Source organism: Pseudarthrobacter sp. As-47 (assembly GCF_058215595.1).
The window spans coordinates 1,685,255-1,708,274 of the sequence record NZ_CM177088.1 but is presented as its reverse complement, the minus strand read 5'-3'; the positions used below and the strand labels follow the sequence as shown (position 1 = coordinate 1,708,274).

Below are 23,020 nucleotides of genomic sequence, written 5' to 3'. Positions count from 1 at the left end.
GTGGGAGGACCCTTTTCGTTGTCTTACCGTGCGGCCGGGATTACTGCTCGACGACCAGCAGGAGGTCTCCGCCTTCCACCTGCTCGACGGCGGAGACGGCGAGGCGGGAAACCTTGCCGGCTACCGGCGTCGTGATGGATGCCTCCATCTTCATGGCCTCGATGGTGGCCACCGTGTCGCCTGCCTTGACCTCATCGGCCTGCTTGACTGTCAGGGTGACGGCGCCGGCGAAGGGGGCCGCAACGTGGCCGGGCTGGCCCGGGTCCGCCTTCTCGGCGGCCTTGACGTTGCTGACCACGGACCGGTCCCGCACAACAACCGGCCGGGACTGGCCGTTGAGGGTGCACATGACGGTGCGCATGCCCTTCTCGTCCGGCTCCGACACCGCTTCCAGGGAAGCGATCAGCCGTACGCCCTTCTCCAGCTGGATTTCGTGCTCCGCGCCGCGCTGCAGGCCATAGAGGTAGTCACGGGTGTCCAGGACGGAGAGGTTGCCGTAGGTTTCCACGCTCTTGAGGTAGTCCTTGGTGGGACCGTCGAAGAGCAGCCGGTTGAGCGTGTGCTGCCGGGTTTTGGAATCGGATTTCAGGGCGGCGCTGTCCTCGGCGCTGAGTTCCACGTCCCGGACCTTCACGCTGCGGCCCTGCAGGGCCTTGGTGCGGAACGGCTCCGGCCATCCTCCCGGGGGGTCGCCGAGCTCGCCGGACAGGAACCCGATGACCGAATCGGGAATGTCGTAGTTCTGCGGGTTCTCGTTGAAGTCGGCCGGGTCCGCGTTCAGGCCCACCAGGTGAAGGGCAAGGTCACCGACAACCTTCGACGACGGCGTGACCTTGACCAGGCGGCCAAGGATGCGGTCGGCGGCGGTGTACATGTCCTCAATGGCTTCGAACCGTTCGCCCAGGCCCAGCGCCATGGCTTGCTGGCGGAGGTTGGACAGCTGGCCACCCGGAATCTCGTGCTGGTAGACGCGGCCGGTGGGGCCCGGCAGTCCGGACTCGAAGGGCGCGTAGACCCGGCGGACTGCTTCCCAGTAGGGCTCGAGGGAGCTCACCGCTGCCAGGCTCAGGCCGGTATCGCGGGGTGTGTGGGCCAGTGCCGCAACCAGTGCCGAGGCCGACGGCTGGCTGGTGGTTCCGGCCAGCGATGCCGAGGCAACGTCGACGGCGTCCACACCGGCGTCCACGGCAGCCAGGAGGGTGGCCAGCTGGCCGCCCGCGGTGTCGTGGGTGTGCAGGTGGACCGGCAGGTCGAACCGTTCCCGCAGGGCCGCAACGAGCTTCGCGGCAGCGGCGGGCCGGAGCAGGCCTGCCATGTCCTTGATCGCCAGGATGTGGGCTCCGGCGTCCACGATCTTCTGTGCCAGCTCCAGGTAGTAGTCCAGCGTGTAGAGCTTTTCCTCCGGATCCAGCATGTCGGCCGTGTAGCACAGGGCCACTTCGGCCACAGCGGTGCCCGTTGCCCGGACTGCCCGGATGGCAGGAGCCATCCGGCTGACGTCGTTGAGGGCGTCGAAGATCCGGAAGATGTCGATGCCGGTTGCTGCGGCCTCGTTGACGAAGGCCTCGGTGACCTCTTCCGGGTAGGGCGTGTAGCCCACGGTGTTGCGTCCGCGGAGGAGCATCTGCAGGCACACGTTCGGGAGGGCCTGGCGGAGGGCAGCGAGCCGGTCCCAGGGGTCTTCGCCCAGGAACCTGAGGGCCACATCGTAGGTTGCGCCGCCCCAGGCCTCAACGGACAGCAGCTCCGGCAGCAGTGCCGTGACCGCGGGGCCGGCCGCCACCAGGTCGCGGGTGCGCACCCGGGTGGCGAGCAGCGACTGGTGGGCGTCACGGAAGGTGGTGTCCGTGACTGCAACCGGGTTCTGTTCGCGCAGGGCCTTGGCAAAACCCTCGGGTCCCAGTTCAAGCAGCTTCTGGCGGGAGCCGGGTGCAGCCTGCTTGTCCTTGACCGACGGCAGCTTGCTGGCCGGGTTGGAGTGGACGGTCAGTTCGCCGTTGGGCTTGTTGACGGTGACTTCGGCCAGCCAGGTGAGGAGCTTGGTGCCGCGGTCGGCGGAGACGCGGGCCTTGAGCAGCTGAGGACGCTCGTCGATGAAGGAGGTAGCGACGTCGCCTGCGATGAAATCGGGGTCGTCAAGTACTGCCTGCAGGAACGAGATGTTCGTCGAGACGCCGCGGATGCGGAACTCCGCCAGCGCACGGCGGGCGCGGGCGACGGCGGACGGGTAGTCCCTGCCCCGGCAGGTCAGCTTCACCAGCATGGAATCGAAGTGCGGGCTGATCTCGGCGCCCGAGTAAACCGTGCCGCCGTCGAGCCGTACTCCGGCGCCGCCGGCGGAGCGGTAACCGGTGATCTTGCCGACGTCGGGACGGAAGCCGTTCGCGGGGTCCTCCGTGGTGATGCGGCTCTGCAGCGCTGCGCCCTTGAGGTGCACCGTCTCCTGCGAGAGGCCCAAGTCAGCCAGCGTCTCGCCGGAAGCGATGCGCATCTGCGCCTGGACCAGGTCGACGTCGGTGACCTCCTCCGTGACCGTGTGCTCCACCTGGATGCGGGGGTTCATTTCGATGAAGACGTGCTGGCCGGCGCGCTCACCGACGGTGTCCACCAGGAACTCCACGGTGCCGGCGTTGACGTAGTTCAGTGCCTTGGCGAACTTGACGGCGTCCCGGTAGAGCGCCTGGCGGATGCCTTCGTCCAGGTTGGGCGCCGGCGCGATTTCGATGACCTTCTGGTGGCGGCGCTGGATGGAGCAGTCGCGTTCGAAGAGGTGCATGACGTTGCCCTCGGCGTCGGCCAGGATCTGCACCTCGATGTGGCGCGGGCGGAGGACAGCCTGCTCCAGGAACATGGTGGGATCGCCGAACGCCGCATCGGCTTCGCGCATTGCTGACTGCAGGGCCTCCGGCAGGGCTTCCCGGGTATCCACCCGGCGCATGCCGCGGCCACCGCCGCCGGCGACGGCCTTGGCGAAGATGGGGAATCCGATGTCGTCGGCGGCCGCAATGAGTTCGTCCAGGTCCTTGGACGGCGCGCTGGACTTCAGGACGGGCACGCCGGCGTCGCGGGCAGCCTTCAGCGCTGCCACCTTGTTGCCTGCCAGTTCCAGGACTTCAGCGGGCGGCCCAACGAACGTGATGCCCGCAGCCTTGGCTGCCCGGGCGAGGTCCGGGTTCTCGGAAAGGAAGCCGTAGCCCGGGTAGATTGCGTCCGCTCCGGATTCCTTGGCTACCCGCACTACTTCGTCAACGTCCAGGTATGCCCGGACGGGGTGGCCCTCTTCGCCAATCAGGTAGGCCTCGTCCGCTTTTTGGCGGTGGATCGAGTTCCTGTCCTCATGGGGGAATACGGCAACGGTCTTGGCGCCCAGCTCGTAGCCGGCGCGGAAGGCCCTGATCGCGATTTCGCCGCGGTTGGCCACCAGAACTTTGGAAAACATACTTCTCCTGCATCATTGCGGGTGGATCGGTGAGTGGTCACAGTGTCTAGGACCTACAAGGACAAACACAAATCTTTGTGGCCACCATCACAGATTTCCCCGTCATGTCCCGAACCCTTTTGCCGCCGCGGGCGGAAACCGCCCCCGCAGCACAGTCGGTGCCATGCCGACGCCCGATAAAGCAGGATTCGCCGACGCATCAACATATGATGAGTAGGGCGGCAGGACCGTCCGGCTTCGGCACTGCCGGAGCAAACATTACCCCCAACACGGCATCCGGCGTTAGGTTTTGGTCTCTCAAGTGCAAGTAGTCAGCATCAGCAGCCTCAAGGGTGGAGTCGGCAAGACTTCCGTCACCACAGGATTGGCGTCCGCGGCGCTGGCCGCAGGCATCAGCACGCTGGTGGTGGACCTTGATCCGCATGCAGATGCCACCACTGCGTTGGGCGTGCAGCCCGGCGACCAGCTGGATATTGGCCGGATGCTTAAAAGCCCCCGCCGCGCCAACCTGGCCGAAAACGTGGTCCGCAGCAGCTGGACGGCGCGGACCCAGGCCAACGGCTCCGCCCCCGCAGTGCTTGACGTGGCCGTCGGATCCGCCTACACGGGCATCTACGACCGTCCGGACCTCCGCCGCCGGGACCTCCGCAGGCTCTCCTCGGTGCTGGCCACCGGCGGCGATTACCAGCTTGTCCTGGTGGACTGCCCGCCGTCGCTCAACGGCCTGACCCGGATGGCGTGGACTGCCAGCGACAAGGTGGCACTGGTAGCCGAGCCCGGCCTGTTCTCGGTGGCGGGGACCGAACGGACCATGCGGGCCATCCAGCTTTTCCGGCAGGAGTTCGCCCCCAATCTCTCTCCCGCAGGCATCGTGGCAAACCGGGTGCGGTCAGGGTCCTCCGAACACACCTACCGGCTCGCGGAAATGGAATCCATGTTCGGCGACCTCCTCCTGAGCCCCCGGATCCCCGAGCAAGCCAACTGGCAGCAGATCCAGGGCGCCGCCCACCCCGTGCACCATTGGCCCGGCGACTCCGCAAAGTCCGCGGCGGCACTCTTCGATGACCTGCTGGCAAACCTGATGGCAGTGGGAAGCGGCCTGCGCAGCCGCGCCCGCTAAGGCAGCGAGCCCCCACACCCGGTTTAATAGATAAGGGGCCGCCCTCCATATGGAGGGCGGCCCCTTATCCGTTGAACATCAGCTGATTTTGCGGGCTGCGCGGCGCTTGCTCAGTTCGTCGTCCGGAAAGGACTGTTCGGCGGCGTGCTCACTGGGAAGTGATGCCAGGCTGCCTTCCACTTCACGCCAGACGCGGCCCACTGCGATTCCGAAGACGCCCTGACCGCCCTGGACAAGATCAATGACTTCATCGGCGGAGGTGCACTCGTAGACGCTCGCGCCATCGCTCATCAGCGTGATCTGGGCAAGGTCCTCGACACCGCGTTCCCGCAGGTGCTCCACGGCGCTGCGGATCTGCTGCAAGGAAACCCCCGTGTCCAGGAGGCGTTTGACCACTTTGAGGACAAGGATGTCACGGAAGCCGTAGAGGCGCTGGGATCCGGACCCGGCAGCGCCGCGGACCGCAGGCTCCACCAGGCCGGTGCGGGCCCAATAGTCGAGTTGGCGGTAGGTGATGCCGGCAGCCTTGCATGCGGTGGGTCCCCGGTAACCGGCGTCCTCGTCCAGTACGGGAAGGTCCTCGGTAAACAGGAGGCCCTGGGCACCGCTCGCGGGCACAGCAACACCAGCCGTGGGCTGCTTTAGCCCGCCTGCTTCGCCTTTGGGACTCACCTGGATCCTCCTTGTCATGCGCTCCCGGGTAACTACTGCAGCAGCGGTGCATGAAGACCATGCATGTAATTTTCGCTGGGCGCACTTTCCAGTGTGACTTGCGAGGCTGCCGTAAGCAATGGGAACTTGATACTTCGACGTTAGGCCCGGCGGCCTGCAAGGTCAAAGACCCTGAGGGGTTTCACGAGGCGTGTCGAAAGTTTCATCCTCAACTTTAACCTTAACGTGACCTTAGCCGTCGAAATCCTCGGGTTCCACATCGTCCAGGAACTCGCGGAACCGGCGCAGTTCGCGCTCTTCGTCAACGGTGGGGCCGGGCTCGGTGTCCTCGCCCTCATCGTGCTCTGTGATGCGCACGCCGGCCTCATCCATGACGGAATCGGCGCACCAGATCCGGCACTTCGCGCGAAGCGCCACGGCCAGCGCGTCCGAAGCCCGGGAACTCACCGTGGTGCCGTTCTCGAACTGGAGCTGGCCGTAGAAGATGTTGTCCTCCACTGCCACGATGTTGACGCTGACCACCGAGTGCCCCAGCGCTTCCACCACATCCACCAGGAGATCGTGGGTCATGGGACGGGGCGGCACGACGCCCTGCTGGGCCAGGGCGATGGCACTGGCTTCGGGCGTGCCGATCCAGATGGGAACGTGCCGCTCACCGTGCATCTCCCGAAGCAGGACCAGCGGCTGGTTGGAAGGCAGTTCGATGCGAACGCCTACAATCTCGACTTCAATCATCAGATGTCCATGCGTGAGATATGGTCCTGCACCAGAGCCCGGTGCAGGGTGAGGCAGAGATCGCTGATTTCGCGGGCGGCCTCGGCCGCGCGAGCCTGGGATGCAGCGTCCTTGCGGGACGCCAGCGGCGCCACGACGCGTTCCACGAGGCCGAACTCCCGCTCGGCAGCCGCCTGGAAGGGGCGCAGGTGGCGGGGTTCAAGGCCGTGGCTCTCCAGCTGGACACAGGCACGGGCCACCTGGAGTGCGTGCTCGTCGAACTGCCCGTTGGTGTGGCTGATCAGGCCGAAGCTCAGGAGGGACTGCAGCAGCGGCACGCTTGCACCGGACTCAGTGCGGAGCTGTTCCTCGGTGAGCTTGCGCCCCCGGCTCTGCAGTTCCGCCGCCAGCTCGTCGGAGACGACGCGGGGGGAAACAACGACGCCGGGCGGCAGGTTCTCCGGGCGTTCGCCCCTGTCGATGGCGTCAAGGTAGTCCTTGATGACTTTCAGGGGAAGGTACTGGTCCCGCTGCAGGGCCAGCACGAAGCGCAGCCGCTCGACGTCGCCGTCGGAGTACTGCCGGTACCCGGCAGGCGTCCGGCGGGGGTTGATCAGCCCTTTTTCCTCGAGGAACCTGATTTTAGACGCAGTCATGCCGGGAAAGTCCCCGCTGAGCTGTGCGAGGACTTCCCCGATGTTGAGGACCTGGGGTCCCCGGCGTTCCGGTTGTGCCATTGCCACAGGCAGTGGTCCCCGGTTCAGCCGCGGCCTGCAGCGGTGGCAGGGCTCAGGTAGAAGGTGAGGCGGAACTTGCCGATCTGGACTTCGCTGCCGGACTTGAGCTCCACGCTGTCCACGCGGTCGTGGTTGACGTAGGTGCCGTTCAGGCTGTTCTTGTCCACCACTTCAAAGCTGCGTGCCGTGCGGCGGAACTCGACGTGGCGGCGGGAGACGGTGACATCGTCCAGGAAGATATCGGCGTCCGGGTGCCGGCCTGCCGTGGTGACATCGGAGTCGAGGAGGAACCGGGCGCCGGCATTGGGGCCGCTGTGGGCGACCAGCAGAGCCGACCCGGCCGGCAGTGCCTCCACGGAGCTGCGCTCCTCGGACGAGAGCTTGGGTGCGATTGTGGGCTCATCCCTCACCGGGGTGAGATGGATGGAGGTGGTCTCCGACTCCCTGGCCGCACCCGCGCCGTATTCCCCGTCGGCAGGGTTCTGTGTGTGGCCAGCCATGGACTCCTCCTCTTTCCGCTGCGGCCGTCAGGCCTGCAACCAACGTATGTCCTCCGGGCCTGCCGCGCAGGTCCGGAACCGGCTGCCGATCCGGCAGCTGACGTGCGAAGACATTCTGGCTTCGCCCCGGGCCGGACCGGAAATTCCGGTTAGCTTTAGCCTACCTGCTGTTCGTACTCCGATGCACTGAGCAATGAGTCGACGGCGTCAGCTTCGGCAAGCTTGATCTCGATCAGCCATCCGTCCCCATAGGGATCGGTGTTGATCAGGGCGGAATCGGTGTCCAGGGACTCGTTCCGGCCCACAACTTCGCCGCTGACGGGGGCGTAGATGTCGCTGACGCTCTTGGTGGACTCCACCTCGCCGACAACTTCGTTTGCCGTAATCTTGGTGCCGACTTCCGGCATCTGGGCGTAGACAACATCCCCGAGTGCGTCCTGGGCAAAGTCGGTGATGCCTACCCGGACCACGCCGTCGGCATTTGGGGCGGTGACCCACTCGTGCTCGGCGGTGTAGGACAGATCTTCGGGAATGTTGCTCATCAGGGGCCTTTCATCGGGTCGAACACCAGAGTCAACGCGGCCCGGGAAACGGGCTGCGTTGAAAGTATAGGCACAACTGCCGGAGCGTTCGCCGGGGTTTCTGACAAGATGGGACGCATGAGCTCATGCATCGTCCGCGGCCACGCCAGGAACGGCGGGTGACGGATGCCTGAGCTCCCCGAGGTTTCCGGCCTGGCAGGCTACCTGGACGACCATCTGCAGGGAACCGTTGTATCCAAGGTGCAGATCGTGTCCTTTGCCGTACTCAAGACAGCCGATCCCCCCTTCACTGCCCTTGAGGGCAGGACTGTCACCGGCGTCCGGCGCTTTGGAAAGTTCATCAGCATTGACACCGGCGGCATTTCCTTTGTCTTCCACCTGGCCAGGGCGGGCTGGGTCCGCTTCACGGACTCCCCCACCGACGCCCAGCTGAAAATGGGCAAGGGGCACATCGCCGCCCGCCTTGCCTTCACCGGCCCCGGGGGGCCGCGCGGCTTCGACCTTACAGAGGCGGGCACCAAGAAGAGCCTGGCGGTTTATGTGGTGAGGGATCCCCAGGAGGTCCCGGGCATCGCCACGCTGGGCCCGGACCCGTTCAGTGAAGCGTTCGACGCCGACATGCTGGCTGGGATCCTTGGCTCCAGCTCCCAGCAGGTCAAGGGGCTCCTGCGAAGCCAGGGTGTGATCGCCGGGATCGGCAACGCCTACAGCGACGAGATCCTGCATGCCGCCCGTATCTCGCCGTTCGCCACGGCCAAATCCCTGGACCGCGCAACAGTCCAGGTGCTGTACGACGCCATCCATGACGTCCTGGGCACTGCACTGGCGGAGGCAAGCGGCAAGCCGCCAAAGGATCTCAAGGACGTGAAACGGAGCCACATGCGCGTCCATGCCAGGACGGGCCAGCCCTGCCCGGTGTGCGGAGACACTGTTCGTGAGGTTTCCTTTGCCGACACCTCGCTGCAGTACTGCCCCACCTGCCAGACGAAGGGCAAGATCCTGGCCGACCGCAGGACGTCGAAGTTCCTGAAGTAGGAAGGCTCACGGTCCCGGCACGGGTTCCGTGCGGAAGGGTCCAAGGACGGTCAAGCAGGTTAAACAGCAGGGGCCGCTTCCGGATTTCTCCGGAAGCGGCCCCTGCTGTTTGTGGTCGGGCTGACAGGATTTGAACCTGCGACCCCTTGACCCCCAGTCAAGTGCGCTACCAAGCTGCGCTACAGCCCGCTGGTTCTGCCGTTCTCCGCTGAGCTTCATCCCTGAATCACTTCGAGGATTTCCACCAGCAGTCCGGCCGAACCACCTAGAAGAGCTTACACGATCCCGGAGGGTGCCAGTGACACTTTCCCGGAATCAGCCCTGTGGTGTGTCGGAGACAACACCGGAATTAACGCTTCTTGCCGCGCTTTTCCCGCACGCGCATGCTGACCTCGATGGGTGTGCCCTCGAAGCCGAACGTTTCCCGCAGCCGGCGGGTGATGAAGCGCCGGTATCCGGGGTCCAGGAAACCGGTGGTGAACAGGACGAACTTCGGCGGGCGGCTGGAGGCCTGGGTGCCGAAGAGGATGCGCGGCTGCTTGCCGCCGCGGACGGGGTGCGGGTGGGCGGCAACAAGCTCGCCCAGGAACGCGTTGAGGCGGCCGGTGGCAATGCGCTTGTCCCAGTTCTCCAGGGCCAGGTCCAGGGCAGGAACCAGGCGGTCCTTGTGCCACCCCGTCTTGGCCGAGATGTTCACGCGGGGCGCCCAGTCCACGTGGGCCAGGTCCTGCTCGATTTCACGCTCGAGGTAGCGCCGGCGTTCGTCGTCGAGCAGGTCCCACTTGTTGAAGGCCAGCACCAGGGCGCGGCCGGACTCAATGGCGAGCTGCAGGATCCGCACGTCCTGCTCGCTGAGGACCTCGTCCACGGCAAGGAGCACGACGGCGACCTCCGCCTTTTCGAGCGCGGCCTGCGTGCGGAGGGAAGCGTAGTAGTCCGCGCCCTGCGCCATGTGCTGGCGGCGGCGGATGCCTGCCGTGTCCACGAAGCGCCAGGTCCGGCCACCGAGTTCGATGAACTCGTCCACCGGATCGCGGGTGGTGCCGGCGGTGTTGTCCACCACCACCCGTTCAGTGCCGGCCAGCTTGTTCAGCAGGGAGGACTTGCCCACGTTGGGGCGGCCGATCAAGGCGATGCGGCGGGGTCCGCCGGAGCGTTCCAGGCCCTCGATGGTGGAGAATTCCGGAAGCACATCCATCACGTGGTCCAGCAGGTCGGCCACGCCGCGGCCGTGCAGCGCCGAGACCGGGTAGGGCTCGCCAAAGCCCAGGCCCCACAGGGTGGCGGAGTCCGCCTCCTGGGCAAAGTCGTCCACCTTGTTGGCCACCATGATGACCGGCTTCTTGCTGCGGCGCAGCATCTTCATGACGCCCTCGTCGGTGGCGGTTGCCCCGACGGCGGAGTCCACCACGAAGAGCACTGCGTCCGCGAGCTCAACGGCCATTTCTGCCTGCTCGGCCACGCGGGCATGGATGCCGCGGGCGTCGTGTTCCCAGCCGCCGGTGTCCACCAGGGTGAAGTTGCGCCCGTTCCAGTTGGCGGAATACATGACGCGGTCGCGGGTGACGCCGGGGGTGTCCTCCACCACGGCCTCGCGGCGCCCAAGGATGCGGTTCACCAGCGTGGACTTACCCACGTTGGGCCGGCCGATGATGGCCAGGACGGGATCGAGCTTGACGGGGCCGTCGAAGTCCTCGTCCCCGTATTCGCCGCTGAGCAGTGCGGCATCTTCCTCGTCGAGGTCATAGTCCTCCAGGCCCGCCCGGAGGGACGCGGCGCGGAGCTCTGCCTCGTCGTCGTCAATGGCAGCCAGCCGTTCCGCCACCTGGTCCGTGCCCGTGGGCGTGTATTCGTCTTCGCCGGCGCCGAAGTGGCCGGGAGTTTGAGTCGTATCGCTCATTGCACTGTCCTTAGTGGTCATCTGCCGGCGTCCCGGCTACTGCTGTTAAGTCTTGGCGGGCATCTGCGAAAGGCAGTGGCTGCCCGCTGAGTTGAATGGAGTCCTGGACGTGCCCTGCCAGCGCGGCGCGGATTTCCAGCGCCGCCCTGTCCATTGAAGCACGCCCGCTTTCCCCTGCCCGGCGGGCAAGGGTGAGGGCATTTCCGAAGCTGACGTGGAAGCGCCTGCCCGGCCGGGGCACGGAATCGAGGTGCTCCGCATCCGTGCGGGTGCCCAGGATGGCCACGGGGACCACCGGGGCTCCGGAGTTCAGCGCGAGCCAGGCGACGCCGCCGTTGATGTCCGCCGCTGCCCCGCTCCCCCTGGTTCCTTCGGGAAGGATGCCGACGCACCGGCCGGCGTCGAGCACTTCCTTGCACCGCTGCAGCGCGGTCCGGTCGCCGCGCCTGTCCACCGGCAGCTGGCCCGAAGCGGTCAGCACCTGGCCGAGGAAGCCCTTGAACATCTCCTGTTTGACCAGGATGTGCATGGGGCGAGGTGACGCGCCGAACATGACCGGCCCGTCCAGGAAGCTGATGTGGTTGCCCGCGAAGATCACGGGTCCGCCGGTGGGCACATTCTCCCTGCCCTTGACAGTGGTCCGGTACACCACGTGGTCGAGGACCCAGCCCACCGGCCTGCTCCACGCCATGGTCAGTCCGGAGGGAACGCCGGGCCTGCGGTCAGTCACGGTTGAGGACCTTTGTGACGATCACCAGGGCAGCGGCCACCGTCTGGTCGAAGTCGAGGTCCGACGAATCCAGCGTCACGACGCCGGAGGCGGCTTTGGTGAAGTTCACGACGGAGGAGTCCTTGGCATCGCGGTGGGTCACCTGCGCCGCCAGCTGCTCGGCGTTCTGGGTGCCGCCAAGCTGGATTCCACGCCGGCGCAGCCGCGCCTCCTCACTGGCGGTAAGCAGCATCCGCACTTCCGCTCCGGGCGCGACGACGGTGGTGATGTCCCTGCCTTCCACCACCATGCGGCGGTGGTGCTTTTCGATCAGTTCCCGCTGCCGGCGGATAAGCTCAGTCCGGGCCCCCAGGGTGGTGGCCACGGCGCTGACGGCAGAGGAAATGGCAGGCTCGCGGATGGCGTCGGTGACGTCAACACCGTCCACCCGCACGTACTCCTCCAGCGGGCTGGTGCTCAGTTCCAGGACCAGGTCGCGTGCGGCCTGCTCCACTGCTGCGGCGTCGTCGAGGTCGATGCCCTCGTTGACGCAGAACCAGGTGAGGGCCCGGTACATCGCGCCCGTGTCCAGGTACGCAAGCCTGAGCCTGCGGGCCACTTCCTTGCTGACGCTGGATTTGCCGGACCCGGACGGGCCGTCAATGGCCACCACCAGCGGCCGGCCGATGCGCAGCGCAGGCATGGTATCGAGAAGTTCCTGTGTCATTACTGGAGTACCCGCCATCCGCGGTCGTTGAGTGCTTCGATCAGGTGGTCATGCTTGTTCGGCAACACGGAGATTTCCACCATACCTACGTTTTGCCCTGACGAGTGGTCCAGGCGGAGGTCCTCCAGGTTGACGCCGATCTCGCCGATTTCCGTGAGGAGCCGTGCGATCTGCCCGGGTTTGTCGTCTACCAGGACGGTCAGCCAGGAGTACGCCTGCGGCGGCCCCCCATGCTTGCCCGGAATACGTGCCTGGCCGGCGTTGCCTTCACTCATGAGCTGCGCGAGGTCCAGCCGTGCGCCCGGAGCCGTGGGGTCCTCGAGCGTTCCGATCAGGCGGTTCAGGTCATCCCGGACGCCGTAGAGGATTTCCACGACTTTCGCAGCGTTGCCGCCGAGGATCTGGACCCACAAGGACGGGTCGCTCGCCGCTATCCGCGTGACGTCCCGGAGTCCGTTGCCGGCCAGGGACAGGGCATGCAGCGGCGTGCCCTGGAGCCGGCTCGCCAGCAGCGAGGACATGACCTGGGGCAGGTGGGATACCAGGGCAACGGCTTCGTCATGCTCATCCGCCGTGAACTGGGATACAACTGCGCCCAGGTCCGAGGCCAGGGAACGGGCGGCCTGCAGGGCGGCGCCAGAGGTTTCCTCTGAGGGGCACACCACCCACGGCATCGAGGTGAACAGCTCGCCCCGGGCAGCCACGGGGCCTGACTTTTCCCGCCCGGCCATGGGGTGGGTGCCCACGTACCGGGAGAGGTCGACGCCGCGGCGCCGCAGGCTTTCCAGGATGCCCGCCTTGACGCTGGCTATATCCACCACAACTGAGCGGGGAAAATCCGAGAGGGCGTTTTCCACGACGTCGGCCGTAACGTCCGGCGGCGCAGCAACCACCACCAGCTGCGGGACAGCGCTGCCCAGTTCCGGCAGCGGCCGGCCTGCGCCGATGTCCACGGCCACCGCCTGGTTCGTGGGCGAGGGGTCGGACAGGAACACCGGAACGCCCCGTCCGCGCAGGCCCAGGCCAATGCTGGCACCGAGCAGGCCGGTCCCGAGGACCACCACCGGACCATCCAGGTGCCCGCGGCCCTGGCTGTGGAAGGCGGACATGCCTCAGAGCCCTACGGATGCCAGCAGATGCCCGACTTCCTGCTTGCCGAGGTTGCGGATGCTGCCCTGGCGCTGGTCGCCCAGGCCGATGGGGCCCACCTTGACGCGCACCAGCCGAAGCACCGGGAAGCCGACGGCGTCGAAGAGGCGGCGGACAATACGGTTCTTGCCCGAGTGCAGCACAACTTCGATCAGCACGTGGCCGGGGGTTGAGTCAACCAGCCGGAAGGAGTCGACGGAGGCAAAGCCGTCCTCCAGTTCCACGCCTTCCTTGAGCTGCGCGCCAATACCCTGGGGGAAGGGACCGCGGACCTGTACCAGGTACGTCTTGGGCACTTCGTAGGAAGGGTGCGTCAGGCGGTTGGCCAGCTCGCCGTCGTTCGTCAGCAGGAGCAGCCCCTCGGTGGCGACGTCGAGGCGCCCCACGTGGAAGAGACGTTCGCCGGTGTTCTTGTTGCTCTTGAGGAAATCGCTGATGCAGGGCCGGCCCTCGGGGTCCTCCATGGTGGAGACAACGCCCTTCGGCTTGTTGAAGACCATGTAGACGAGGTTCTCATCCAGCTGGATGCGCAGGCCGTCCACGTGGATGACGGAAGTCTTGGGATCAACCCGGACACCGAGCTCGGTGACGACCTGTCCGTCCACTTCCACCCGGCCCTCGGCAATCATCTCCTCGCAGACGCGGCGCGAGGCGACGCCGGCCGAGGCCATGACCTTCTGCAGGCGCACGCCGTCGGCGTCGTGCAGTTCCGACTGGGGAACGTCGCCGCGCGGGCCCTTCTTCCGTGACGGCCTGCGCACTGGCCCCAGGTTCTGGCCGAAGCGTTCGCTGCCGAACGCACGGGAGGCTGCGGCACCGGGTGCCCCGGTGCGCGGCTTCGGCTTGAGGGCGCCTGGAGTGCCCGGCGCCTTCTTGGCTCCGGGCTTGCGCGCTGCAGGCTTCCGAGAGGAAGGCCTGGCGGCCTTCGGATCTGCGGCGCCACGGCCCTGCTGGGGGCCGTCCGACGCCAGATCCGGATCGATGAAGCGTTCCTCGCGCGGCTTGGGTGCGCGCTGCGGGCGGTCGCTGCCGAACCCGCCGCCCCGCTTCGGGGCACCGCCGCGGAACGCGCCCGCTGACTTGCCACCCTGGGAGGTGTTGCGCTGGGGATTGTTGCGTCCCGAGCTGTTACGTGGTGAACCCTGGCGTCCCGCCTGTGTCATGACCCGTCCTTCAATTGTTTGGCCGGAAAGGTGTCCAGAGACAACCCTAACCAGCCGTGCAGAAATAATCTGCCCTGATAAATATCCTTGCCCAGGCAGCTCGAAACTGCCTAGATCCCTTCGGCGTCGTAGTACTCCGCGATGCCGTCCAGGCCCGGAAGATGAGGAGACAACTGCGGCAGCTCGGCCACAGAACCGATGCCCATCCGTTCCAGGAAATACGATGTGGTCCGGTACAGCATGGCCCCGGATTCCGGATCCGTTCCCGAATCCTCGATCAACCCGCGCTGGGCGAGTGTCCGCACCACAGAGTCAACATTGACGCCCCGAATTGCGGAAACCCTGGCCCTGGAGACGGGCTGACGGTACGCGATGACCGCGAGCGTTTCCAGGGCTGCCTGGGTAAGCCTGGCTGTCTGGCCCTCCAGCACATACTTGCCCACAATGTCGGCGAAGTCCGTGCGGGAGTAGATCCGCCAGCCACCGGCGATGTTCCGCAATTCAAAACCCCGGGGGCTGGAGCCGAAACCAGCGTGGCTGGCTTGATCCATATCCGGGGCTTTAACAGTATAGCCGCTATACTCGCGCTGCAGTTCAGCCAGCAGCCCGCTCACCTTTTCAACGGTCAGGCCAAGGCCGGCGGCCAGTTCCTCTTCCGTGGCCGGCTGGTCGATGACCATCAGCACAGCCTCAACGGCAGCTTTGGCCCCGCCCGGGAGGTTTTCGAGGTCCTCCTCCCCCGGTTGCGTGGCTTCCGGTGCTTCCCTGGTCACAGCTGCTCCTCGAACTCTTCACTTAGGTTGTCTGCGGACCACTGCCGGCCGCCGGCGGTCCAGTGGACGGCAAGGTCCGCCAGCGGCGACAGCTGGTCGAAGGACACCGCTTTGTCCCGGAACAGCTCCAGCAGCGCCAGGAACCTCGCAACCACCACAAGGGTGGATTCGGCGTCGGCGATCATGGCCCGGAAGGTGAGCGGCGATTCCCGCTGGAGCCGCAGCCCTATGATTTCGGCCTGCTCCTTGACGCTGACGTTGCCGCCGTGGAGATGGGCCAGCCCCACTTCGGTGGGTTTCGGCGCCTTGGGCCGCAGCGCAGTTTCCGCCAGCGCGGCAAACTGTTCCGGGGTGTGCTTCCACACGAGTTCCGGGAGCATCGCCGCGAAATGCTCCTCCAGGGCAACCTGGCGGGGAAAGCGCATGGCTTCCTGGTGCAGTGATTCACCCAGGAGGCCGGCCACATGTTTGAAGGCCTTGTACTGCAGGAGCCGGGCGAAGAGGAGGTCCCTGGCCTCAAGCAGCGCCATGTCCTCGTCGTCTTCCACCTCGCCGGCAGGAAGGAGCCTGGCAGCCTTGATGTCCAGGAGCGTCGCGGCAATCACCAGGAACTCGCTGGCTTCATCCAGTGCCCATTCCCCGCCCAGTTTCTGCAGGTTGCGGATGTACTTGATGAATTCGTCCGTCACCGTGGCGAGGGCCACCTCGGTAATGTCCAGCTGGTGCTTGGCGATCAGTCCCAGCAGGAGGTCGAAGGGACCCGTGAAGTTGGCCAGCCGCACCTCAAAGCCGGGCTTGGATTCGGCCACGTCCTGGCTAGGGTGCGCCGCCGCGCGAAATCAGTTCTTTGGCCAGGCGCCGGTAGGCGTCCGCACCGATGTGGTTGCCGGCGTAGCTGGTGATCGGCTCCGCGGCCACCGTGGCGTCCGCGAACTTGATGGAACGCTTGATGACGGTCTCGAAGACCTTGTCCCCGAAGGCTTCCACCAGCCGGGTGATGACTTCACGGCTGTGGAGGGTCCGGGCGTCATACATTGTGGCGAGCACCCCGTCCACCTGCAGGCGCGGGTTGAGGCGGTCCTGCACCTTGTCGATGGTTTCCACCAGCAGGGCCACCGCACGGAGGGCGAAGAACTCGCAGATCAGCGGGATGATCACGCCGTGCGCCGCGGTGAGGGCGTTGACGGTCAGCAGGCCCAGCGAGGGCTGGCAGTCGATGAGGACGACGTCGTAATCGTCCTCCACCTTCTTCAGGGCCCGGTCCAGGACCTGCTCGCGTGCCACTTCATTGACGAGCTGGACTTCGGCAGCGGAGAGGTCGATGTTGGCCGGCAGCAGGTCGACGTTCTCGACGCCGGTCTGGTGGATGGCGTCACGGATGTTGACCTTGCGGTCCATCAGCACGTTGTAGACCGTAAGGTCCAGCTCGTGGGGGTTCACGCCGAGGCCTGCCGACAGCGCACCCTGGGGATCGAAATCGACCAGGAGCACCCGGCGCCCGTACTCCGCCAAAGCTGCCGCGAGGTTGATGGTGGAGGTGGTCTTGCCGACGCCGCCCTTTTGGTTCACCATGGCGATCACACGCGCCGGACCGTGGGAGGACAGCGGTGCCGGTTCCGGGAACTCCCGGTATGGGCGTCCCGTGGGGCCCATCACCGCGTTGTCCAGGTCAAATTCCGTGCCCTCCAGAGTTGCCGAACCCTGTTCGCTGCTCACGTATCTATCCACACTTTCGATGACGGTGATTTCCTGCCGCTGGGTGCCAGCGCCGTTCCTTCTTCTTCCCAAGGTTACAGCGACCGACACGGTATTCGGCGGAACTTGACTTTCCCCCCATGTTGAGCCTTGACCCTCTAGCTGAGGTCGAAGGTTGGTTCTGACGGGGCACGCAGCAGCCCCCGCGGCCGGGGCTGCGGGGGCTGCTGCGTTGATACTGTATGCGCGTGGCGCGGTGCCTAGACGGCGGCCGGAACGCGGGGCGCGTCGGTATCCGTGGCTGCCGGTTCGGCGTGGCCGGTGTGGCCGGCGATCATGGTCTGCTCGTCGAAGGGCAGTTCGCCGGAGAGGACGCTGTTGACCTGGCCGCCGTCGATCTCCTTGACCCACGTGCCAATCAGGACGGTGGCTACGGCGTTGCCGGTGAAGTTGGTCAAGGCGCGGGCTTCGGACATGAACCGGTCGATGCCCACGATCATGCCCACGCCGCCCAGGAGTTCAGGCTTATGTGCCTGCAGGCCTGCAGCCAGTGTGGCGAGGCCGGCGCCGGTGACACCGGCGGCACCCTTGGAGGCGATGATCATGAAGACCAGCAGGGAGATCTGGGCTCCCAGGTCCAGCGGCGTTCCCATGGCGTTGGCTACGAAGAGTGACGCCATGGTCAGGTAGATGGCGGTGCCGTCCAGGTTGAACGAGTAGCCGGTGGGTACCGTGACGCCAACCACAGGCTTGGAGACGCCGAGGTGCTCCATCTTTGCGATCAGGCGGGGCAGGGCAGCTTCGGAAGAGGACGTGGAGAAGATCAGCAGGTATTCACGGCCCAGGTACTTCATGAGCTTGAAGATGTTGACCCCGGACACAACCTTCAGCAGACCGCCCAGGATGATGACGATGAACAGTGCGCAGGTGATGTAGAAGGCGGCCATCAGGGTGAACATGCTGACGATGGCCTGGAAGCCGGTGGCTCCCACGACGGCGGCGATGGCACCGAATGCGCCCACCGGGGCAAGCCACATGATCATGATGAGGATGCGGAACACGACGGCCTGGCCATGGCCGATGGCCTTGAGTACCGGGGCACCCTGCGGGCCCATCTTCTGCAGGGCGAAACCTACGAGGAGTGCGGCGAAGAGCGTCGGAAGGACCGGAATGTCTCCCGGGATGATCCCGAGGAGGAAGGCGACGGTGCTGTCGACTTCGGCCTTCTTGGAGGGATCGTACGGCGCCAGCTTCAGGCCCTCGCCCGGGTGGATCAGGTTGCCAACAACCAGGCCGATGGCGAGCGCGAAGGTGGACATGAGCACGAAGTATCCCAGCGCCAGGCCACCAACCTTGCCCACCGTGGCGGCCTTTGCGATGGAGCCGATACCCAGGACGATGGTGCAGAAGATGATGGGCGCAATCATCATCTTGATCAGCTTGATGAACCCGTCACCCAGCGGCTTCAGGGACTTGCCGACCTCGGGGAACATCAGGCCCACCACGGCACCGAGGATAACGGCGGCGATGACGGCAATGTAGAGGTAATGCGATTTGTCGATGCCCTTGCGCCGCGTCTTCACGGTGTCAAGCGACTCTCCTCGTTGAGAAGCCATGATGTGTCTCCTTATATGGATAATCTGATAGACGCTGCGGCACATTCTCTGGGCTCAACGCGTCCTCCGGTGTGATATCCATCATTGGGCACGCCGTGACCCAGCTCACCGTTGCGTTCATATTGGTCGCGGCGCACATGGTTTCTACGGATGGCGTCCGGAACGGCGCGGGAGGCACACGTGATCCACCCCTGGAGTATCGCCCGCCGGCTCTTCGTGGCGAACCTGCTGATTGTGGTGGTGTTTCTCGCCGTCGTCGGTTCGGCCACCTTTGTTGATGCCCGTGACCGCACCTACGACGAGGCCGGCCAGCGGATGGCGGGGATCGCCGCTGCCATCGCGGCCAGCCCGCTGGTGCTTGAGGCGGCCTCAAGCCCGGACCCGACCACGACGCTGCAGCCCTACGCCAGGGACGTCATGGCAGGGGCCGACGTCGACTTCGTCACCATCATGGCGCCGGACCGCACCCGGTGGACCCATCCGCGGGACGAGGAAATCGGCCGGCCGTATATCGGCTCCATCGACGCTGCACTGCAGGGTGGGCAGCTCACCGAAGTGACGGCGGGGACACTGGGCCCGTCAGTGCGGACCATTGTCCCGGTCAAGGATGAAGCGGGTGAGGTAAAGGCGCTGGTGGCGGTGGGCGTCACGGTCCGCACGGTGGATGTTGCGTTCGCAGGACGCCTGCCCGCCCTGCTGTCGATTGGCCTTGCCCTGCTGGTGGGCGGTTCACTGGCGTCCTGGCTTCTGGGCCGGTACCTTCGCCGGGTGACCCGGGGCTGGGGTCCTGAGCAGCTCTCGCAGCTGTTCGCCTACTACGAATCCGTCCTGCACTCGGTGCGCGAAGGCCTGATCCTGATTGACACGAAGGGCCGGGTGGTGATGTACAACGACCAGGCGGCAGAACTGCTGGGCCTCGAAGGTGCCGGGAGCAAGGACCCCACCAGGCCGCCGTCGCTGGCGGAGCTGCCGCTCGAGGAGGAGCTCCGGGACCTCTTCGAGTCCGGCCGGCCGGCCAATGACGAGATCATCCTTACCGGTTCCCGGGTGCTGGTGGTCAACCAGGGGCCGGCCAGGGCGCCCGATTCCCCGGGAACCCGGGGCAGGACGCCCGTGTACGGTACGGTGGCCACGCTGCGGGACCGTACCGAAATTGAGGCCCTGGGCAACGAACTCGAAACCATGCGGACCCTCTCCGGTGCCCTCCGCGCCCAGACCCATGAACACGCCAACAGGCTCCACACCATGGTCTCGCTCCTGGAGCTGGGCCGGACGCAGGAAGCACTGGACTTCGCCACCCGGGACCTGGAACTCAGCCAGCAGCTGACGGATGACATGGTCAGCTCCGTTGATGAACCTGTCCTGGGTGCGCTGGTGATGGGCAAGGTGGCTGAAGCCCACGAACGCGGGGTCCAGCTCGATGTTGCCACGCTGGGTTCCGGTACGGTGGCGGGAGTGGCTGTGCAGGACCTGGTGACTATCCTGGGAAACCTGCTGGATAACGCCATCGATGCGGCTGCGGACGCTCCCCCGCCCCGGCGGGTGGAGCTGACAGTGGAGTCGGATGAGGAGGGGCTGGACATCGCCGTCCACGATTCCGGCGCCGCCCTGGACGCGCAGGCCGCGGACAGCATCTTCCGCCACGGCTTCAGTACCAAGCCTTCCGGGCCCGGCGGCCGGGGCATCGGGCTGGCCCTGGTCCGGCAGGCAGTGCAGCGGCTGGGCGGTACCCTGACCATTAACGGACGGCGCGGAGCGAAATTCGAAGTATTCCTTCCCGCAGCAGCGTCCCCGCAAAAGGAGCACACACCGTGAGCAACATCCGGGTCCTCGTCGTTGAGGACGAGGCCATCGCGTCGGCGGCACACGCAGCCTACATCGGGCGGCTGCCGGGTTTTGAGCTGGCCGGAAGCGCGCCGGACGGCCAGTCCGCCCTTCGGCTGCTCGGTGAGCTCTCGGCGGCGGGCAACCCGGTGGAACTCGTCCTCCTGGACATGAACCTGCCGGACCTCCACGGCCTGGATATCGCCAGGCGGATGCGTGCGGCCGGCATCCTCGCGGACATCATCGCCATCACAGCGGTCCGGGAGCTGGCGATCGTGCGGAGCGCCGTGGCCATTGGCGTGGTTCAGTACCTGATCAAGCCGTTTACGTTCGCCACGTTCGCCGACAAGCTGGAAAGCTACCGGCAGTTCCGGCAGCAGCTCGCAGGCCCGAACGCCGGCTCCGGAAAGGCCGGAGCGTCCCAAAGCGAAGTGGACCAGGCCTTCGCAAGCCTGCGGGCGCCGTCGGAACTTCCCCTGCCCAAGGGCCTCTCCGCTTCCACGCTGGGCTCGGTGCAGGAGTTCGTCAGGCAACAGAGCGACGCCGTATCCGCCACGGAAGTCATGGACGCACTCGGCATGTCCCGCGTCACCGCACGCCGTTACCTCGAGTATCTGGCGGACGCCGGCACGGTCTCCAGGACTGCCCGCTACGGAACACCGGGCCGGCCGGAAAACGAGTACCGCTGGAGCGGGCGCTGACCCGGCCGCTGACTCGGGCCACTGGCTCCGTCCGCTGCTAGTCTCCGCTCCCGCCGGGACGGAGGCTCCCGATCAGCTGGTCAATCACCCCGGCGTCTTCGATCGTGGACGGCACCGTGTACTCCTCGCCGTCGGCAATCTGGCGCATCGTCTTGCGGAGGATCTTCCCGGACCGGGTCTTGGGCAGGGCATCAACAACCGTCACGTGCTTGAAGTCCGCAACAGCGCCGATGTCCCGGCGGACCATCGCCACCAGGTCCTTGGCCAGGACGTCCTCGGACACCTCCACCCCGGACTTGAGCACAACGTAGCCGCTGGGGCGCTGGCCCTTCAGCGGATCAGCCAGGCCGATCACCGCGCATTCGGCAACGGCCGGATGCTGTCCGATCACCTGCTCCATGGCGCCGGTGGACAGCCGGTGCCCCGCGACATTGATGATGTCGTCCGTCCGCCCCATCACGAACACGTAGCCGTCCGCGTCCCGGTAGCCGGAATCCCCGGTGGCGTAGAACCCCTCGAAAGCCTGCAGGTAGGAGGAGATGTACCGTTCGTCGTTGCCCCAGAGCGTGGCCAGGGTCCCGGGCGGCAGTGGAAGCCCGAGCACGATGTTGCCTTCCGTGCCGGGTGCCGCTTCCACGCCAAGGCCGTCCACGATGTTGAGCCTGAATCCCGGCATGGGGACGCTGGGCGAACCTGCCTTGATGGGCAGTTCTTCCAGGCCGCGGGGATTGGCGCAGATGGCCCAGCCCGTCTCTGTCTGCCACCAGTGGTCCACCACAGGAACGCCAACCGACCGGGAGGCCCAGTGGAAGGTGTCCGTGTCCAGCCGCTCCCCCGCCGTGAAGAGCGTGCGCAGGCTGGACATGTCATAGTCCCGCAGCAGGGCCGCCTCGGGGTCGGCCTTCCGGATGGCCCGCAGCGCCGTGGGAGCGGTGAAGAGGACGTTGACTCCGTGCTCCCGGATCACGCGCCAAAACGCCCCGGCATCAGGCGTTCCAACCGGTTTGCCCTCGTAGAGGACCGTGGTGGCACCGGCAAGCAGCGGGCCGTAGACGATGTAGGAGTGCCCTACCACCCAGCCGACATCGGACGCGGTCCACATGACGTCCCCCGGACCAGCGCCGTAGATGTTTTCCATGGTCCAGGTGAGAGCGACGGCGTGGCCCCCGTTGTCCCGCACCACGCCTTTGGGCGTCCCGGTGGTGCCTGAGGTGTAGAGGATGTACAGCGGATCGGTGGCCGCGACGTCCACGGGTGCGGCAGGTTCCGCAGCGGCCATTTCCGAGTCCCAGTCCTGCCAGCCATGGTCCGCCGCTGTGGCTGCGAAGCCCTCCCGGGCCCGGACGATGACGGGGAGGTCCGGCACTCCCGCCAGGTGGAGGGCTTCCTCGACGGCGGGGAGGTATTCAATGCGGCGGGTGGGCTCGATTCCCCCGGAGGCGGTGACCACTACGGCGGGGGCGGCGTCGCGGATGCGCGCCGCGAGTTCTTTCGGGGCAAACCCTCCGAAGACCACTGAGTGGACGGCTCCGAGGCGCGCTGTTGCCAGCATGGCGATGGCTGCCTCGGGAATCATCGGCATGTAGATCACGACGCGGTCCCCCTTGCCCACCCCGCGGCGGCGGAGGGCACCGGCAAAGCGTGCCACCAGCCCGGTGAGTTCCGCATAGCTGAAGCGCCGGCGGGTGCCGAGCATGGCCGAATCGTAGATGAGTGCGTCCTGGTCACCCCGGCCGGCCTCCACGTGGCGGTCCAGGGCGTTGTAGGAGGTGTTGAGGACCCCGTCCGGAAACCAGGTGTAGAGCGGGGCCCGGCTTGCGTCCAGCGCGTGCCGGGGCGGCGCCGACCAGGAAACCTTTGCGGCTGCATTGAGCCAAAACTCCCCGGGATTACCAAGGCTTTCTTCGTACGTTTGCCGATAGCTGCTGGTGACCATGAAAGTGCTTCCCATCCACGACGTTGTGTAGACGCCATGTTAGCCGGGAGCCCGACGGCGAAACAAGG

20 protein-coding genes and 1 tRNA gene are annotated in these 23,020 nt (G+C 66.2%); 4 read left to right on the top strand and 17 right to left on the bottom strand.

What is annotated here, in order from left to right:
* Window positions 1-40: 40 nt before the first annotated feature.
* Window positions 41-3,439, bottom strand: a complete 3,399-nt coding sequence (locus AC4BCK_RS07860) for a pyruvate carboxylase (RefSeq protein WP_490566809.1) — start codon at window positions 3,437-3,439, stop codon at window positions 41-43.
* A 301-nt stretch (window positions 3,440-3,740) separates the two neighbouring features.
* Here AC4BCK_RS07860 and AC4BCK_RS07855 point away from each other — a divergent pair, with 301 nt between their 5' ends.
* Complete coding sequence (locus AC4BCK_RS07855; protein ID WP_490566808.1) at window positions 3,741-4,559, top strand: ParA family protein; 819 nt, start codon at window positions 3,741-3,743, stop codon at window positions 4,557-4,559.
* A gap of 78 nt (window positions 4,560-4,637) precedes the next feature.
* Here the strand turns inward: AC4BCK_RS07855 and AC4BCK_RS07850 are convergent, their stop codons facing one another.
* The 5 genes from AC4BCK_RS07850 to gcvH all read right to left on the bottom strand — a co-directional run bounded on the left by AC4BCK_RS07850 (window position 4,638) and on the right by gcvH (window position 7,724).
* Entirely contained in the window at window positions 4,638-5,231 is a 594-nt protein-coding gene (locus AC4BCK_RS07850; RefSeq protein ID WP_066275050.1) for a MerR family transcriptional regulator, read from the bottom strand.
* 231 nt (window positions 5,232-5,462) lie between these two features.
* Window positions 5,463-5,966 (bottom strand): bifunctional nuclease family protein, encoded by a 504-nt coding sequence (locus AC4BCK_RS07845; protein ID WP_009358600.1) that lies wholly within the window; start codon window positions 5,964-5,966, stop codon window positions 5,463-5,465.
* Window positions 5,966-6,682 carry a transcriptional regulator FtsR gene (gene ftsR, locus AC4BCK_RS07840; protein WP_174176939.1) on the bottom strand — a complete coding sequence of 239 codons (717 nt, stop codon included), beginning with the start codon at window positions 6,680-6,682 and terminating at the stop codon, window positions 5,966-5,968. The genes AC4BCK_RS07845 and ftsR overlap by 1 nt, the downstream gene beginning before the upstream one ends.
* A gap of 23 nt (window positions 6,683-6,705) precedes the next feature.
* Window positions 6,706-7,182, bottom strand: coding sequence for an FHA domain-containing protein (locus AC4BCK_RS07835; RefSeq protein WP_174176937.1), 477 nt, complete (start codon window positions 7,180-7,182; stop codon window positions 6,706-6,708).
* A 155-nt stretch (window positions 7,183-7,337) separates the two neighbouring features.
* Window positions 7,338-7,724, bottom strand: a complete 387-nt coding sequence (gcvH, locus tag AC4BCK_RS07830) for a glycine cleavage system protein GcvH (protein WP_104188752.1) — start codon at window positions 7,722-7,724, stop codon at window positions 7,338-7,340.
* A gap of 165 nt (window positions 7,725-7,889) precedes the next feature.
* On the opposite strand from gcvH, the gene AC4BCK_RS07825 reads away from it, so the two are divergent.
* Window positions 7,890-8,759, top strand: a complete 870-nt coding sequence (locus AC4BCK_RS07825; protein ID WP_174176935.1) for an Fpg/Nei family DNA glycosylase — start codon at window positions 7,890-7,892, stop codon at window positions 8,757-8,759.
* A 112-nt stretch (window positions 8,760-8,871) separates the two neighbouring features.
* Here the strand turns inward: AC4BCK_RS07825 and AC4BCK_RS07820 are convergent.
* The 10 genes from AC4BCK_RS07820 to AC4BCK_RS07775 form a co-directional block, all read right to left on the bottom strand.
* Window positions 8,872-8,948: transfer RNA gene (locus AC4BCK_RS07820), tRNA-Pro, on the bottom strand.
* A gap of 160 nt (window positions 8,949-9,108) precedes the next feature.
* Complete coding sequence (der, locus tag AC4BCK_RS07815) at window positions 9,109-10,659, bottom strand: ribosome biogenesis GTPase Der (RefSeq protein WP_066275036.1); 1,551 nt, start codon at window positions 10,657-10,659, stop codon at window positions 9,109-9,111.
* Window positions 10,660-10,669: 10 nt separating this feature from the next.
* Window positions 10,670-11,350 (bottom strand): lysophospholipid acyltransferase family protein, encoded by a 681-nt coding sequence (locus tag AC4BCK_RS07810; protein ID WP_400586352.1) that lies wholly within the window; start codon window positions 11,348-11,350, stop codon window positions 10,670-10,672.
* Window positions 11,351-11,381: 31 nt separating this feature from the next.
* On the bottom strand, window positions 11,382-12,095 hold the full coding sequence (gene cmk, locus AC4BCK_RS07805) for a (d)CMP kinase (RefSeq protein ID WP_188813295.1): 714 nt from the start codon (window positions 12,093-12,095) through the stop codon (window positions 11,382-11,384).
* Window positions 12,095-13,204 (bottom strand): prephenate dehydrogenase, encoded by a 1,110-nt coding sequence (locus AC4BCK_RS07800; protein ID WP_174176931.1) that lies wholly within the window; start codon window positions 13,202-13,204, stop codon window positions 12,095-12,097. Before AC4BCK_RS07800 ends, cmk begins: the two co-directional genes overlap by 1 nt.
* Window positions 13,205-13,207: 3 nt before the next feature.
* A complete protein-coding gene (locus tag AC4BCK_RS07795; RefSeq protein WP_174176929.1) occupies window positions 13,208-14,407 on the bottom strand; it encodes a pseudouridine synthase in 1,200 nt (399 codons plus the stop codon).
* A 110-nt stretch (window positions 14,408-14,517) separates the two neighbouring features.
* Window positions 14,518-15,180, bottom strand: coding sequence for an SMC-Scp complex subunit ScpB (scpB, locus tag AC4BCK_RS07790; RefSeq protein WP_174176927.1), 663 nt, complete (start codon window positions 15,178-15,180; stop codon window positions 14,518-14,520).
* A complete protein-coding gene (locus tag AC4BCK_RS07785; protein ID WP_174176925.1) occupies window positions 15,177-15,989 on the bottom strand; it encodes a segregation and condensation protein A in 813 nt (270 codons plus the stop codon). The genes scpB and AC4BCK_RS07785 overlap by 4 nt, the downstream gene beginning before the upstream one ends.
* 7 nt (window positions 15,990-15,996) lie before the next feature.
* On the bottom strand, window positions 15,997-16,896 hold the full coding sequence (locus AC4BCK_RS07780; RefSeq protein WP_104188770.1) for a ParA family protein: 900 nt from the start codon (window positions 16,894-16,896) through the stop codon (window positions 15,997-15,999).
* A 239-nt stretch (window positions 16,897-17,135) separates the two neighbouring features.
* On the bottom strand, window positions 17,136-18,491 hold the full coding sequence (locus tag AC4BCK_RS07775) for a cation:dicarboxylate symporter family transporter (protein ID WP_251424660.1): 1,356 nt from the start codon (window positions 18,489-18,491) through the stop codon (window positions 17,136-17,138).
* Between the two features lie 180 nt (window positions 18,492-18,671).
* On the opposite strand from AC4BCK_RS07775, the gene AC4BCK_RS07770 reads away from it, so the two are divergent.
* On the top strand, window positions 18,672-20,306 hold the full coding sequence (locus AC4BCK_RS07770) for a sensor histidine kinase (RefSeq protein WP_363936394.1): 1,635 nt from the start codon (window positions 18,672-18,674) through the stop codon (window positions 20,304-20,306).
* Window positions 20,303-21,016 (top strand): response regulator, encoded by a 714-nt coding sequence (locus AC4BCK_RS07765; protein WP_174176921.1) that lies wholly within the window; start codon window positions 20,303-20,305, stop codon window positions 21,014-21,016. The genes AC4BCK_RS07770 and AC4BCK_RS07765 overlap by 4 nt, the downstream gene beginning before the upstream one ends.
* Before the next feature lie 37 nt (window positions 21,017-21,053).
* Here AC4BCK_RS07765 and AC4BCK_RS07760 read toward each other — a convergent pair whose 3' ends face one another.
* On the bottom strand, window positions 21,054-22,952 hold the full coding sequence (locus AC4BCK_RS07760; RefSeq protein ID WP_490566902.1) for an AMP-binding protein: 1,899 nt from the start codon (window positions 22,950-22,952) through the stop codon (window positions 21,054-21,056).
* Window positions 22,953-23,020 lie beyond the last annotated feature (68 nt).